This is a genomic window from Streptomyces sp. NPDC094032, from assembly GCF_040303965.1.
GTDB lineage: Bacteria > Actinomycetota > Actinomycetes > Streptomycetales > Streptomycetaceae > Streptomyces.
In genome coordinates this window covers 204,023-216,503 of the sequence record NZ_JBEOUE010000011.1, presented here as the reverse complement: position 1 = coordinate 216,503, position 12,481 = coordinate 204,023, and the positions used below count along the sequence as shown (strand labels likewise).

The following is a 12,481-nucleotide window of genomic DNA, read 5'->3' as shown; positions in this document are numbered from 1 at the left end:
CCCGTTCACCACGACTTTGAGTTCGGAGGAACGGACACTGGAAGTCGAAAGAATATGGTCGACGTCGCGGAAACTCAGCGACGACGCGAAATGGTCGGGATTCTCCCGGTGCACGACAAGGGGTTTCTTCTCCCAGTACGCGCGCTTGAACTCGTCCGGGGTCACGGGGGACAGGAGGCTGCTGAGGCCGAGCGAAGGCTGCGCCTGGGGCGCAGCCTTCCACCCGCCGTGGGTCACGGCCATGCGGTCAGATCACCGGGTCCGACGGGTCGTTGTCGGCGATCACGAAGACCGGGTCGGTCGGGTCGTTGTCCGAGATCACGAAGTCGGGCGTCGCGATCGGGGACGGCGAGACCTCGATCTCGTCGGGCCGCAGCGAATTGCGCTCTTCCATGTTCCCTCCCGTTTCCTGGTGTTTCAGGAACTCCGTACAGCTGTGCGGAGCGGCACCGATACTCGTCAGCGCCCCGGAGCGCTGTCAACGCCGCAAGGTTCACTGTCCAATTACCTTCGCGGGTGGGTTCGGGGCGGTGGTCCGTCAGGAGTTCCACGACATTCTTGACACGGTTCCCCCGGAGCGGAGACATCGCTGAAACGTGCCGTGGTCTACACCGATGGGTGGGAGTCGGACGGGAGCACTCCGACACGAGGAGGGGGATCGGTGACCCGACACGCGAGTGCGGCACAGCGCCACCGGGCCGTGCGGGAGGTGCTCGCCGGGCGGCCCGTCGCCGAGGTCGCGCGGCGCCACGGCGTCTCGCGCCAGACGCTCTACGCCTGGCGGAAGCGGTACGCGGCGCACGGCGAGGGCGGTCTCGCGGACCGCTCGCGCCGCCCGCACGAGAGCCCGGCGCGCATCCCGCCCGCCGTGGAGGCGCTGATCTGCTCGCTGCGCGAACGGCACCCCGGCTGGGGCGCGGGCCGCCTCCGCGAGGCCCTCGACCGCCTCGGGGTACCCGACGCCCCCTCCCGGACCACCATCCACCGGGTGCTGATCCGCAACCGCCTCCTGGTCCGCCGGGACCCGGCGGTGGGGGAGGAGCTGGGCGGGCTGATCGCGGCGGCGCGGGAGGCTTTGCGGCGGTTGGGGGCGGCGTTGGACGGGTTGGAGGCGGAGGCGGAGGGGGAGATGGCGGAGGTGGGGTCGGTGTCCGTGGCGGGGCCCGGCGTGGAGCCGTCCGGGCCGGCGGCCGCGCCCGCCCTGTCCGCCGAGTCCGCCGAGTCCGGCGCATCCGACACGCCCGCCCCGTCCGGCGCGTCCGCCGGCCCCGGTGGGGAGCCCGCCGCCGTGCCCTGTGGGACCTGCGGGCTGTGTGCTCCGCCGGTGCGTCTGTTCGAGGGGGCGCCGGCGCAGGCCGCGTCAACCATCTCCCGGTACGGCACCCTGATCCCCACCCCGCGCGAAGTCGGCCGCAGGGCGGGCCCGTTGACCGAAACCGCGCGGTGCGCGTCCGACGGGTGAGACCGGTCGGGCGGGGCTCGCGGGCCGGGGTCAGGTCCCGGCGGGAGCCGGCTGGAGGAGGTCCCAGCGGTTGCCGTACAGGTCCTCGAAGACGGCGACCGAGCCGTAGGGCTCGTGGCGCGGGGCTTCGAGGAAGCGGACACCGGCGGCGGTCATCCGGGCGTGGTCGCGGGCGAAGTCGTCGGTGTGCAGGAAGAAGCCGACCCGGCCGCCCGTCTGGGCGCCGACGGCCGCCGCCTGGACGTCGTCCTTGGCGCGGGCGAGCAGCAGCCCGGTGCCGTGCGCGCCGCGCGGGCGGACGACGACCCAGCGGGTGCCGTCGCCACGGTCGCTGTCCTCGACGAGGTCGAAGCCGAGGGCGCGGGTGTAGAAGTCGACGGCCTCGTCGTAGTCGCGGACGACGAGGGTGATGAGCGCGAGCGCGGGCAGGGGGGAGGGAGACAGGTCGGTCATGGGAGCAACGTAATACGTATGACGCGAGACGCGCCAACGGACGCGCGGTGCGACAATGCCCCGCATGGACGTGACGGCACTGGACCACCTCGCGCGGCGGGCGCGGGCGCTCGCCGAGACCGGCGGACGCCGGGTGCTCGGGATCGCCGGGCCGCCCGGCGCGGGCAAGTCGACCCTCGCCGCCCGGCTGGCGGACCGCCTCGACGGGCTGGCCGTCCTCGTGCCCATGGACGGCTTCCACCTGGCCCAGGCCGAACTGGAGCGGCTCGGGCGGGCCGGCCGCAAGGGCGCCCCGGACACCTTCGACGCCGCCGGGTACGCGGCCCTGCTCGTCCGGCTGCGCGCGGCCGAGCCGGGCACCACGGTCTACGCGCCCGCCTTCGACCGCACCCTGGAGGAGCCCGTCGCGGGATCGGTCCCCGTACCGCCCGAGGTCCCGCTGGTGATCACCGAGGGCAACTACCTGCTGCACGACGAGGGCCCGTGGTCCGCCGTGCTGCCACTGCTCGACGAAGCCTGGTACCTCGACCTCGCCCCCACCCGCCGGGTACCCCGACTCGTCGCCCGCCACGTCCACTTCGGCAAGTCCGAGGAGCAGGCCCGCCGCTGGGTCAACGACTCGGACGAGGCCAACGCCCGGCTGGTGGAACGGGGGAGGGGTCGGGCTCACTTGGTGGTGCGCGGCGAGTGACCCCGTTCATCTGAGGGGACCGGGCCCACCTCGTCGTGGGCGGCGACCGGCCGCGCGGGTACCGTGGGCCCATGACCCACGCGCCGGCGCTCCTCGTCATCGACATGCAGAACGCCCTCGCGGAGATCGCCCACCGTGCCCCCGAGACCATCGCCGTCATCGCCGGGCTGCGCGCCCGGGCCCGCGCCGCCGGGGTCCCCGTCGTCACCGTCCAGCACCACGGCCCGCCCGGCGGCGAGCTCGCGCCCGGCAGCGACGGGTGGCGGATCGTGCCCGAACTGGCCCCGGAGGACGGCGAGTCCGTCATCGCCAAGACCAGCGCCGACAGCTTCCTCGACACCGGCCTCGACGCCGCCCTCGCCGCCCTCGGGACCACCGAGCTCCTCGTCACCGGCTTCGCCACCGAGATCTGCGTCGACACCACCGCCCGCCAGGCCCTCAGCCGCCGCTACGACCTCGTCCTGGTCGCCGACGGGCACACGACCTCGGTGCGCGACGCCGAAGGCCCGTACGCCGAGCCCGACCGCTCCGTCGCCCACCACAACGAGATCTTCCGCCACCTCGACTTCCCCGGCCGCAGCATCCGCGTCATGCCCGCCGCCGACGTCGACTTCGGCGCGCCCTAGCGCGCCGCGTGCGCGACAGCCGCCCGGGCGAGCGCCCGTACCACCGGGTGCGGCCTGCTGCCGTCGCCCGACAGTTCCGGCTGGAACAGGGTCGCCAGGAAGAAGGGGTGCCCGGGCAGTTCGGCGATCCGGATCTGTCCGTCGTCGTCCGTGCCGGTGAAGCGCATCCCGTGCCGCTCCAGGGTGTCCAGATGACGCCCGTCCGGCCCGTACGCGCAGTGGTAGCGCTCGGTCGTCCGTTCGGCGCCCATCACCGACTCCGCCAGCGAGCCGGGCGTCACCCGCACCGCGCCCTCGTGGCCGACGAGGGAGCAGGAGAGCGGGGCGAGCAGCAGGTCCTCCGGGTCCGCCTCGGGGTCGTTCTCGGCGTGCGCGGCCCGTTCGAGCCCGCACACGTTGCGCGCGAACTCGACCAGCGCGTGTTGGAATCCCGCGCAGGTGCCCAGGAAGGGGATGCCGCCCTCGCGCGCCGCGCGGATCGCCGCGAGCGCCCCGGCCTCGCTCGCGTACGGGCTCCCCGGCAACAGCCACACCGCGTCGAACCCGCTCACCGCGCCCGGCTCCGCCGCGTCCCCGGTCGGGATCCAGTAGGCGTCGAGGGCGATCCCGTCCCGGGACGCCAGCGCGTCGAGGAGCAGCGGGACGCGGACATGGGACTTCACGTGCGGGGAGCGGTCGCCGACCAGCGCGATCCGGGGGATGCGCGGGCCGCGGGAGAGGAGGGGGACGTCGGGGCTCTGCGGAGTGCCGTACGGGGCGGTGGAGTTCATGAGGACCATGCTCGGCGCGGGTCCTCGTTCACGTCCAACGATGATTCCTGCACTGTTCATCACGATCACTGATCTCGCGGTCGCTAGGCTGACACCATGACGATCAAGCGCGGCACAGGGGACACCAGGGACACCACCAGCGACACCGGCGACTGGGAACACCGCGTCGGCGCTCTCTGGGCCACGCTCGACACCTTCGACGACCCCGCCGAGTTCCGCGCCCGGATCGCCGAACTCGCCGACGAGCGGCCCGCCGACGACCCCGCCGCCCTCTTCGAGCGCGGTGCCGCCCACGACTCCACCGGGCTTCCCGAGGAGGCCGTACGCCTCTACCGCCAGGCCCTCGACGGCGGCCTCACCGGACTACGGCGCCGCCGGGCCGTCATCCAGCTCGCGAGCAGCCTGCGCAACCTCGGGCGCCCCGACCGGAGCGTCGAACTCCTCACCGAGGAGCGGGCGATCCCCGCCGAGCGGCTGGACGCCGACGAGACCGCCCTGACCGGCGCCGTCGACGCCTTCCTGGCCCTCGCCCTCGCCGACACCGGCCGCGACCGCGAGGCCACCTCCCTGGCCCTAGGCGCCCTCGCCCCCCTCCTGCCCCGCTACAACCGCTCCCTCGCGCACTACGCCCAGACACTCCTGACGACGAAACCCGACGCGTCCTGACCGCCGGAGCCCCGGGGGCCCTGCGGGCCCCCGGCCGCGCGAGCTCCCGGGGCCGCCCGAGCCCCCGAGGTCGCGCGAGCCCTACGGGCCCCGGCCCCCCGAGGTTGCCCGGGCCCCCGAGCCTCCGGGGTCGCGCGAGCTCCCGGGGTCGCGCGAGCTCCCGGGGTCGCGCGAGCCCCGCGGGCCCCAGGCCCCCGAGGTCGCGGGCGCCCGAGCCTCCGGGGCCGCGCGAGCCCCGCGGGCCCCCAAGCCCCCAAGCCCCGAGCCCGCCCCGGGGCCCCCGCCCCCCACCGAGCACCCCCGAGCCCCCCCGAGAGCCCCCATGGACCCCCACCTCCTCCGCACCTACCTCACCGTCGCCCGCCTAGCCTCCTTCTCCGAGGCGGCCCGTACGCTCGGGTACACCCAGTCCGCCGTCTCCCAGCACATCGCCGCGCTCGAAGCCGACCTCGGCCTTCCGCTGCTCAGCCGCAGGCCCGTGCGCCCCACCCCGGCCGGCGAGCGGCTCCTGGAGCACGCGGGGTCGTTGTTGCTGCGGCTCGACGCGGCGCGGGCCGATCTCGCGCGGTTCGCCGCCGCGCCGCGCGAGACGCTCAGCCTCGTCGCCGCGCCGCTGGCCCTGGCCCCGCGTACCCTCGCCGTACTGCCCGCCACCGGGGTCACCCTGCGGACGCTGGCCCGCGACGAGGTGCCGGTCGCCGTCGCCACCGGGGTCGCCGACCTCGGGCTTGTCGACGGGATCGTCGCCCCCAGCGACCCGCTCCGCCTCCCCGACGTCGCCCCCTACACCGCCCGCCGCGTCGCCGAGGAGCCGCTCGCCGTCGTTCTGCCCGCCGCGCACCCGCTCGCCGGGCGCCCCGGGCTGCGGCTCGCCGACCTCGTCGACGCCCGCTGGCTCGACGCCCCCGAGGCGGGCTTCCCGCTCGACCGGCTGCGCGCCGCGCACGCCGGGCCCGCGGGCCACGGCTTCCGCCCCGCCCTGCGCTACGAGGGCACCGACGCCCGGACCGTCGCCGCCCTGGCCGCCGCCGGCCACGGCCTGGCCCTGCTGCCGCTCCCGGCCGCCGCCGGGGTCCCGGGGGCCGCCGCCGTCCCGCTCGTCGCACCGCGCCTCGTCCACCGCACCGAGCTGCTGTGTCCGGGCGGTGAACCGACCGGCCCGGCCGCCGAGTTGATCGCCCGACTCGACGCCACGCCCCCGGCCACTCGCTAGTCTGACCCGCACGGCACCAACGCAACGCACGGCGACGAGAGGCGGACGGACGTGGGGTGGTTCCGGCGAGGGCCCAGGCGGGACGGCGAGGACGCCCCCAGGGACCCGGAGTTCTCGTACTTCTCCGAGCGCGAGGCAGCCCTCTTCCGAGGCCGGGTCCGCGAGTCCTTCGCCGAACTCGGACTCGAAGTGACCGTGTACGCCGACGCCGTGACCGACGACTCCGGCCGCCGCTTCGGCCTCGGCACCCTGGCCGCCGTCTGCCACCAGGACCCGCGCGGCACCCCCGTCTGGCCCGCGCTCGTCCGCCGCCACGTCCGGCTCTGGGTGCGCGCCCTGGACGGTCCCTCCGCCCTCGACACCCTGCCGCCCGACCAGATCCGCGCCCAGCTCTACCCCCGGGTGGTCAGCGGCGAGGGCATCGACCCGGCCGCGTTCGGCTACGCCCGTACGGTCGCCCCCGGCCTGTACGAGGTGCTCGCCCTCGACCTGCCGGAGAGCGTGATGACGCTCACCGACGAGGCCCTGGAACGCCTCGGCGACCCGGCGCGGCTGCGCGAACGGGCCCTGCACAACCTGCGCGACCTGCCCGTGGAGGGCCACGAGACCGTCAAGGACGCCGACGGGATGCGCTTCGAGGTCATCCTCGGCGACTCCTTCTACACCGCGAGCCGCGTCCTCGACCTCGACGCGGTCGTCCGCCGGGTCACCGGCCGGCCGCTCGGCGCGGACGGTGCGCTCGTCGCGCTGCCCTTCCGGCACCAGCTCGCCTTCCACCCCATCCGCGACACCAGCATCGTGCCCGCGCTCGGCGCGATGGCCTCCTTCGCCGCCTCCGGCTACGAGGACACGCCGGGCGCCATCAGCCCGTACGTCTTCTGGTGGCGGGCCGGCACGCTCACCCAGCTCAGCGAGCACGCCGAGGAGGACGGACAGCTCCGGATCGTCGTCGGCGACGACTTCCACGCCCTGCTTGAACGGCTCATCGTGCAGGGCCCCTGACCGGAGGGACAGGTCGCGCCGCCCGCCCCGGCGGGGCAGGATGCTGTACGTCGACGAGGAGATCCCCCATGCCCGAGAGCACCGCGCCCACCCCCTTCACCGCCGAGGACTACCGGGCCAGGATGGCCCGCGCCGCCGACTCCGCCGCCGAGGCGGGACTCGCCGGCGTGCTCGTCGCCCCCGGCCCCGACCTGGTCTATCTGACCGGCTACCAGCCCACCGCCCTCACCGAACGCCTCACCGTCCTCGTCATCGCCCCCGGCCGGGACCCCGTGCTCGTGGTCCCCACCCTGGAGGCCCCGGACGCCGAGAAGTCCGTCGGCGCCCCGGCGCTGACCCTGCGCGACTGGACCGACGGCAAGGACCCGTACGCCGTCACCGCGCCCCTGCTCGACGCCGCCGGGCGCTTCGGCGTCAGCGACAACGCCTGGGCCATGCATCTGCTCGGCCTCCAGCAGACCCTGCCCGGCACCTCGTACGTCTCCCTCACCGAGGCCCTGCCCATGCTGCGGGCGGTCAAGGACGCGCACGAGCTGTCCCGGATCGCCGCCGCCGGGGCCGCCGCCGACCAGGCGTACGGGGAGATCCTCAAGGTCCGCTTCGCCGGCCGCAAGGAGACCGAGGTGGCCGCCGACCTGGCCCGGCTGCTCATGGAGTTCGGCCACTCCCAGGTGGACTTCACCGTCGTCGGCTCGGGCCCCAACGGAGCCAACCCGCACCACGAGGCCGGGGACCGGACCATCGAGCGCGGCGACATGGTCGTCCTGGACTTCGGCGGCCTCAAGCACGGCTACGGCTCCGACACCACCCGTACCGTGCACGTCGGCGAGCCCACCGACGAGGAGCGGCGCGTCCACGACCTCGTACGGGAGGCACAGCAGGCCGGTTTCGAGGCGGTACGCGCCGGGATCGCCTGCCAGGACGTGGACCGGGCCGCCCGTAAGGTCATCGCGGACGCGGGCTACGGCGACTACTTCATCCACCGCACCGGCCACGGCATCGGCGTCACCACCCACGAACCGCCGTACATGATCGAGGGCGAGGAGCGGCCGGTCGTCCCCGGCATGTGCTTCTCCATCGAGCCGGGCGTCTATCTGCCGGGCCGCTTCGGCGTCCGTATCGAGGACATCGTGACGCTGACCGAGGACGGCACGGGGCGCCGCTTCAACAACACGCCTAGGGAGATGGCGATCGTCGAGTGACCGCCCGCAGCCGCAGGTCGCGCATCTCCAGCGTGACGGACGGGGCCAGCCGGCCCGGGTGACCGGGCACGGACTCCAGGCGCCAGCGGCTCGCGAGGGTCGCGAGCACCAGGGTCGTCTCGATCATGCTGAAGGTGTCGCCGATGCACTTGCGGGCGCCCAGCGCGAACGGCAGGAACGCGTGCCGCGGCGGCTGCGCGCGGGCCGGGTCCCAGCGGTCCGGGTCGAAGCGGGTGGGGTCCGGGTACAGCTCGGGCCGGTGGTGGATCAGATAGGGGCTGTACGCGACGCTCGTCCCGCGCGGCAGGCGGTGGCCGCCCAGCTCCGTGTCGGCGGTGACCGCCCGGGTGAAGAACCAGCCCGGCGGGCGCAGCCGCAGCGTCTCGGTGACGACCCGCCCGGTCAGCGGCAGCCGCGGCAGGTCCGCGTGGGTGGCGGGCGCGCCGTCCAGGGCGGCGTCCACCTCGGCGTGCAGCCGCGCCTCGAGCTCGGGGTGACGGGCCAGCAGGTCGAGCGCCGAGGTCAGGGTGGCGGCGGTGCTCTCGATCCCGGCCAGGAAGAAGGAGACCACCGTGTCGACGATCTCGGCGCCGCTCATGCCGGGCCGCTCGTCCTCCGGGTCGTGCGCCGCCACCAGCGCCGAGAGCAGGTCGCCGTAGTCGGTGGCGTCGGCGCGGCGCTCGGCGATCACCCGCTCGACGGCGGCGTGCAGGCGGGCCCGGGCGGCGAGGTGGGCGCGGTTGCCGGGCGTGGGCAGCCGGTCCAGCGGCGGGACCAGGAGCATGCGCCGGTAGAGGCTGTGGACCACGGTGGTCACATCGCCGAGGAGCCGCCCGTGGGCGGCCGGGGGCAGGGCGTCGGAGAACAGCGTGGCGGTGGCGATGGCGGCGCTGACCCGCATCATCTCGGCGGGCACGTCGAGCACCTGGCCGGGGCGCCAGCCGTCGCTCGTCTCCCGGGTGCGGGCGGTCATCGCCCGCGCGTACTCCGGGAGCCGGCCCGCCTGGAAGGCGGGCTGGGACAGCCGCCGCAGCCGCCGGTGGTCCTGGTGCGGGCAGGAGATGACCCCGTTCCCGATCACCTCGCGCAGACGGTCGTAGAGCGGCCCGCCCTTGTCGAAGGTCCGGTCGTCGAGCAGCGCCTGCCGAGTCAGCTCCGGATCACAGATCACGACGACCCCGATCGGCCCGAGCCGGACACGAACCAGCTCACCGAGGGCGGGCAGCCCGTTCAGAAACGCCAGGGGATCCCGCAGCAGCGGCACGACGTGCCCGAGCACGGGCAGGGCACGGGGAGCGGTGGGGATCGATCGGATGTCCTTCATGTCGGATGTGTCTAGCGGGAGGGGGCGGTTCCGCGTCCGGGGGGAGGGAGAAAGGGCAGGTGGGGGGTGGGTCACCCGGGGGCCATGGGGTTGACGCGGGCCCACCGCCCGCCCCGTTCCCGGCCCCCCTGCGCCCTGGCCTCCCCGCCCGCCCCCCTCACCCGTCGGTGAGAACCACCGCCGACTCGGCCGGCAGCCGCAGCACCCCGTCCCGGCCGGGCGCCTCCGTCCGTTCCCACGCGGCGAGGACCCGGTCGCGGCCGTTGGAGCCGAGCGCGATGTCCGCCGGACGGTCGGCCAGGTTGACCGCCACCCGGACGTCGCCGCGCCGGAACACCAGCCAGCGGGCGTCCTCGTCGAACGCCACCTTCACCCCGGCGAGGTCGGGGTCGGTGAGGTCCGGCAGGGTGCGGCGCAGGGCGATCAGCTCCCGGTACCAGGCGAGCAGCCGCTTGTGGGGGTCGCGTTCGCGCTCGGTGCGGTCCAGGACCGAGCGGTCCCGGGTGGCGGGGTCCTGCGGGTCGGGCACGTCCTCCTCCGCCCAGCCGTGCGCCGCGAACTCCCGCCGCCGGCCCCGCCGTACCGCCTCCGCGAGCTCGGGATCGGTGTGGTCGGTGAAGTACATCCACGGCGTCCGCGCGCCCCACTCCTCGCCCATGAAGAGCATCGGCACCGAGGGCCCGGTCAGGACGAGGGCCGCCGCGCAGGCGAGCAGACCGGGGGAGAGGGTGGCCGAAAGGCGGTCGCCGGTCGCCCGGTTGCCGATCTGGTCATGGGTCTGGGCGTAGCCGAGGAAGCGGTGCGCGGGGGTCCGCTCGCGGTCCACGGGGCGCCCGTGGTGGCGGCCCCGGAAGCTGGACCAGGTGCCGTCGTGGAAGAAGACCCGGGTCAGGGTCTTGGCGAGCGCGGCCAGCGGGGCGCGCGCGAAGTCCGCGTAGTAGCCCTGCGACTCGCCGGTCAGGGCGGTGTGCAGGGCGTGGTGGAAGTCGTCGTTCCACTGCGCGTGCACGCCGAGGCCGCCGGCCGGGCGCGGGGTGGTGGTGCGCGGGTCGCCCGCGTCGGACTCGGCGATCAGGAAGTGCTGCCGCCCCTGCTCCCTGGCGAGTTCGTCGACGGCCGCCGACAGCTCCTCCAGGAAGGTCAGCGCCCGGGTGTCGACGAGGGCGTGCACCGCGTCGAGCCGCAGCCCGTCGATCCGGTAGTCCCGCAGCCAGGCGAGCGCGCTGCCCAGGAAGTACGCCCGGACCTCGTCCGAGCCGGGCGCGTCCAGGTTCACGGCGGCGCCCCACGGGGTGTGGTGGGTGTCGGTGAAGTACGGTCCGAAGGACGGCAGGTGGTTGCCGGACGGGCCCAGGTGGTTGTGCACGACGTCCAGGACGACCCCGAGACCGAGCCCGTGGGCGGCGTCCACGAAGCGCTTGAGCGCCTCGGGCCCCCCGTACGGCTCGTGGACCGCCCACGGCGCCACCCCGTCGTACCCCCAGCCGCGCACCCCGGGGAACGGGCACAGCGGCATCAGCTCCACATGGGTGACGCCGAGCCCGGCGAGCTCCCCGAGCCGCGCCGCCGCCGCGTCGAGGGTGCCCTCGGGGGTGAAGGTGCCGACGTGCAGCTCGTACAGCACGCCACTGCGCATCCGCAGCCGGGGGGCCGCGTTCCGCCAGGTGTACGCGTCGTGGTCGACGACCGAGGCGAGGCCGTCCGGGCCGTCGGGCAGGCGCCGGGATCGGGGGTCGGGCAGCGGGTGGCCGCCGTCGAGGGAGTAGCCGTAGCGGTCGCCGTCGGCGGCGGGGACGACGCCGGTCCACCAGCCGGGCCGCTCGGCGTCCCGCTCCAGCGGGTGTCCTTCGCCGTTCAGCTCCAGCGTCACCCGGTCACGGGCGTGCGGCGCCCACACCTCGAACAGCACGGGACGGTCCCCTCGTCGACTGATCAACGGCTACGGGACCATCCTGGCAGTCGGAGCACCGCCCCGCCCGGCGCATCGGCGATCTTGTCCTCACGGCCGCGCCGGGGCGTCCCACACGTAGTTGACGGCCCGCTCGAAGGTGACGTACCCCGCGCGGGCGAAGGAGTTCGCCATGGGGACGTTGCCGAGGTCGGTGGCGGCCCGGATGTTCGGCACGCCCTCGGCGGCGAGGACCCGGGTGCCCTCGGCGAGGATGTCGTCGATGTGGCCCCGGCCGCGGTGGGCGGGCAGGACGCCGAGGTACGCGATGATCGGGTGGTAGTTGTTGCGCGCGGGCACGACGAAGCCGACCGGCTCCCCGGTCCCGGGCAGCTCCGCGATCCGCCACCACTCCCGGGGCGTCGAGAAGCGTCCGAGCTCCTCGTCGTAGTGCAGCTCGGCCGCCTCGCGCGGCGAGAGCCCGGAGGCCAGGTCGGCCTGGCCGTGCGCGTCGAGGGTGCCCTCCATGACCGGGGTCATCAGAGTGAGCAGGTCCTCGCGGTCCCGCACCGGACGGAACACCAGCCGTCCGCTCGGCTCCGGCACGGGCGTGCCCGCCCGCCACTCCAGACGCAGCCGCTCCACGAGCGGGCGGGCGCCCGAGGCGGTCAGCACGCCGAAGAGCGTCTCCAGGGCCGCGCGGGTCTCCGTGACCTCACGCCAGTCCGCCGGAATGAACCGGCTGAACTCCGGGCGGGCCGCGCCCGCCGGGACGACGGCGGCGGTCGCCGTCTCCAGGAGACGCAGACCGACCGCGGCCGCCTCCTCGGCGGGCAGCGCCGGGTCCAGGTCGAAGAAGTCGAGCGCCTGCGGGCCGGCGCCCGCCCGCCCGGTCCACCACGAGATCCGCCCGAGCAGGCGGTCGCCGCGCAGCGCCACCCACATCCAGTCGGGGCGGCGGCGGCCGGTGGCCAGGTCGTCGGCGAGCTCGTGGTCGAGCACGTAGTCGAGCCCCTGGAAGAGCTCCAGCTCGTCAGATCCCGAGAGCGGTCGGACAACGAACGTCATATACGGGTGTCCCCCTGGTAGTAAGAGTCGGCAGACCGTATCAGCGCAGGTGGACGGGGCGCCCGCGAGTTATCGGGGCCCTTCTGGACACCCCGGGGCCGTCCGTCCGACAATCA

General features: G+C 74.9%; 13 protein-coding genes. 7 read left to right on the top strand and 6 right to left on the bottom strand.

What is annotated here, in order from left to right:
• Positions 1-247: 247 nt before the first annotated feature.
• Positions 248-394 carry a hypothetical protein gene (locus ABTZ54_RS18235; protein ID WP_165590942.1) on the bottom strand — a complete coding sequence of 49 codons (147 nt, stop codon included), beginning with the start codon at positions 392-394 and terminating at the stop codon, positions 248-250.
• A gap of 267 nt (positions 395-661) precedes the next feature.
• Between ABTZ54_RS18235 and ABTZ54_RS18230 the strand changes: the two genes are divergently transcribed.
• Positions 662-1,462 (top strand): helix-turn-helix domain-containing protein, encoded by an 801-nt coding sequence (locus ABTZ54_RS18230; protein WP_351664158.1) that lies wholly within the window; start codon positions 662-664, stop codon positions 1,460-1,462.
• Between the two features lie 30 nt (positions 1,463-1,492).
• On the opposite strand, the gene ABTZ54_RS18225 is transcribed toward ABTZ54_RS18230, so the two are convergent.
• Entirely contained in the window at positions 1,493-1,915 is a 423-nt protein-coding gene (locus tag ABTZ54_RS18225) for a VOC family protein (RefSeq protein ID WP_502997264.1), read from the bottom strand.
• A gap of 55 nt (positions 1,916-1,970) precedes the next feature.
• Here ABTZ54_RS18225 and ABTZ54_RS18220 point away from each other — a divergent pair, with 55 nt between their 5' ends.
• Entirely contained in the window at positions 1,971-2,606 is a 636-nt protein-coding gene (locus tag ABTZ54_RS18220) for a nucleoside/nucleotide kinase family protein (protein ID WP_502997263.1), read from the top strand.
• 71 nt (positions 2,607-2,677) lie between these two features.
• Complete coding sequence (locus tag ABTZ54_RS18215) at positions 2,678-3,232, top strand: isochorismatase family protein (protein WP_351664154.1); 555 nt, start codon at positions 2,678-2,680, stop codon at positions 3,230-3,232.
• Here ABTZ54_RS18215 and ABTZ54_RS18210 read toward each other — a convergent pair.
• Complete coding sequence (locus tag ABTZ54_RS18210) at positions 3,229-4,002, bottom strand: CTP synthase C-terminal region-related (seleno)protein (RefSeq protein ID WP_351664152.1); 774 nt, start codon at positions 4,000-4,002, stop codon at positions 3,229-3,231. The genes ABTZ54_RS18215 and ABTZ54_RS18210 overlap by 4 nt on opposite strands.
• Positions 4,003-4,098: 96 nt before the next feature.
• Here ABTZ54_RS18210 and ABTZ54_RS18205 point away from each other — a divergent pair, with 96 nt between their 5' ends.
• From ABTZ54_RS18205 to ABTZ54_RS18190, 4 genes are all read left to right on the top strand, one after another.
• Positions 4,099-4,668, top strand: a complete 570-nt coding sequence (locus ABTZ54_RS18205; protein WP_351664150.1) for a tetratricopeptide repeat protein — start codon at positions 4,099-4,101, stop codon at positions 4,666-4,668.
• A 322-nt stretch (positions 4,669-4,990) separates the two neighbouring features.
• Positions 4,991-5,881, top strand: coding sequence for a LysR family transcriptional regulator (locus ABTZ54_RS18200; protein ID WP_351664144.1), 891 nt, complete (start codon positions 4,991-4,993; stop codon positions 5,879-5,881).
• 51 nt (positions 5,882-5,932) lie between these two features.
• Positions 5,933-6,883: a DUF1444 domain-containing protein gene (locus ABTZ54_RS18195; protein ID WP_351664142.1), complete on the top strand. Its 951-nt coding sequence runs from the start codon at positions 5,933-5,935 to the stop codon at positions 6,881-6,883.
• Between the two features lie 68 nt (positions 6,884-6,951).
• Complete coding sequence (locus ABTZ54_RS18190; protein ID WP_351664140.1) at positions 6,952-8,085, top strand: aminopeptidase P family protein; 1,134 nt, start codon at positions 6,952-6,954, stop codon at positions 8,083-8,085.
• Here ABTZ54_RS18190 and ABTZ54_RS18185 read toward each other — a convergent pair.
• The 3 genes from ABTZ54_RS18185 to ABTZ54_RS18175 form a co-directional block, all read right to left on the bottom strand.
• Positions 8,060-9,409, bottom strand: coding sequence for a cytochrome P450 (locus tag ABTZ54_RS18185; protein WP_351664138.1), 1,350 nt, complete (start codon positions 9,407-9,409; stop codon positions 8,060-8,062). The genes ABTZ54_RS18190 and ABTZ54_RS18185 overlap by 26 nt on opposite strands.
• A 157-nt stretch (positions 9,410-9,566) precedes the next feature.
• Entirely contained in the window at positions 9,567-11,318 is a 1,752-nt protein-coding gene (treZ, locus tag ABTZ54_RS18180) for a malto-oligosyltrehalose trehalohydrolase (protein ID WP_351664136.1), read from the bottom strand.
• Positions 11,319-11,408: 90 nt separating this feature from the next.
• Complete coding sequence (locus ABTZ54_RS18175) at positions 11,409-12,365, bottom strand: GNAT family N-acetyltransferase (protein ID WP_351664134.1); 957 nt, start codon at positions 12,363-12,365, stop codon at positions 11,409-11,411.
• Positions 12,366-12,481 lie beyond the last annotated feature (116 nt).

Excerpts from the sequence above, each read along its gene's own strand:
- ABTZ54_RS18220 (WP_502997263.1), top strand. The coding sequence starts at position 1,971 with ATGCCCCGCATGGACGTGACGGCACTGGACCACCTCGCGCGGCGGGCG.
- ABTZ54_RS18200 (WP_351664144.1), top strand. The coding sequence starts at position 4,991 with ATGGACCCCCACCTCCTCCGCACCTACCTCACCGTCGCCCGCCTAGCC.
- ABTZ54_RS18190 (WP_351664140.1), top strand. The coding sequence starts at position 6,952 with ATGCCCGAGAGCACCGCGCCCACCCCCTTCACCGCCGAGGACTACCGG.
- ABTZ54_RS18185 (WP_351664138.1), bottom strand. The coding sequence starts at position 9,409 with ATGAAGGACATCCGATCGATCCCCACCGCTCCCCGTGCCCTGCCCGTG.
- ABTZ54_RS18235 (WP_165590942.1), bottom strand. The coding sequence starts at position 394 with ATGGAAGAGCGCAATTCGCTGCGGCCCGACGAGATCGAGGTCTCGCCG.
- ABTZ54_RS18175 (WP_351664134.1), bottom strand. The coding sequence starts at position 12,365 with ATGACGTTCGTTGTCCGACCGCTCTCGGGATCTGACGAGCTGGAGCTC.
- ABTZ54_RS18205 (WP_351664150.1), top strand. The coding sequence starts at position 4,099 with ATGACGATCAAGCGCGGCACAGGGGACACCAGGGACACCACCAGCGAC.
- ABTZ54_RS18210 (WP_351664152.1), bottom strand. The coding sequence starts at position 4,002 with ATGAACTCCACCGCCCCGTACGGCACTCCGCAGAGCCCCGACGTCCCC.
- ABTZ54_RS18215 (WP_351664154.1), top strand. The coding sequence starts at position 2,678 with ATGACCCACGCGCCGGCGCTCCTCGTCATCGACATGCAGAACGCCCTC.
- ABTZ54_RS18225 (WP_502997264.1), bottom strand. The coding sequence starts at position 1,915 with ATGACCGACCTGTCTCCCTCCCCCCTGCCCGCGCTCGCGCTCATCACC.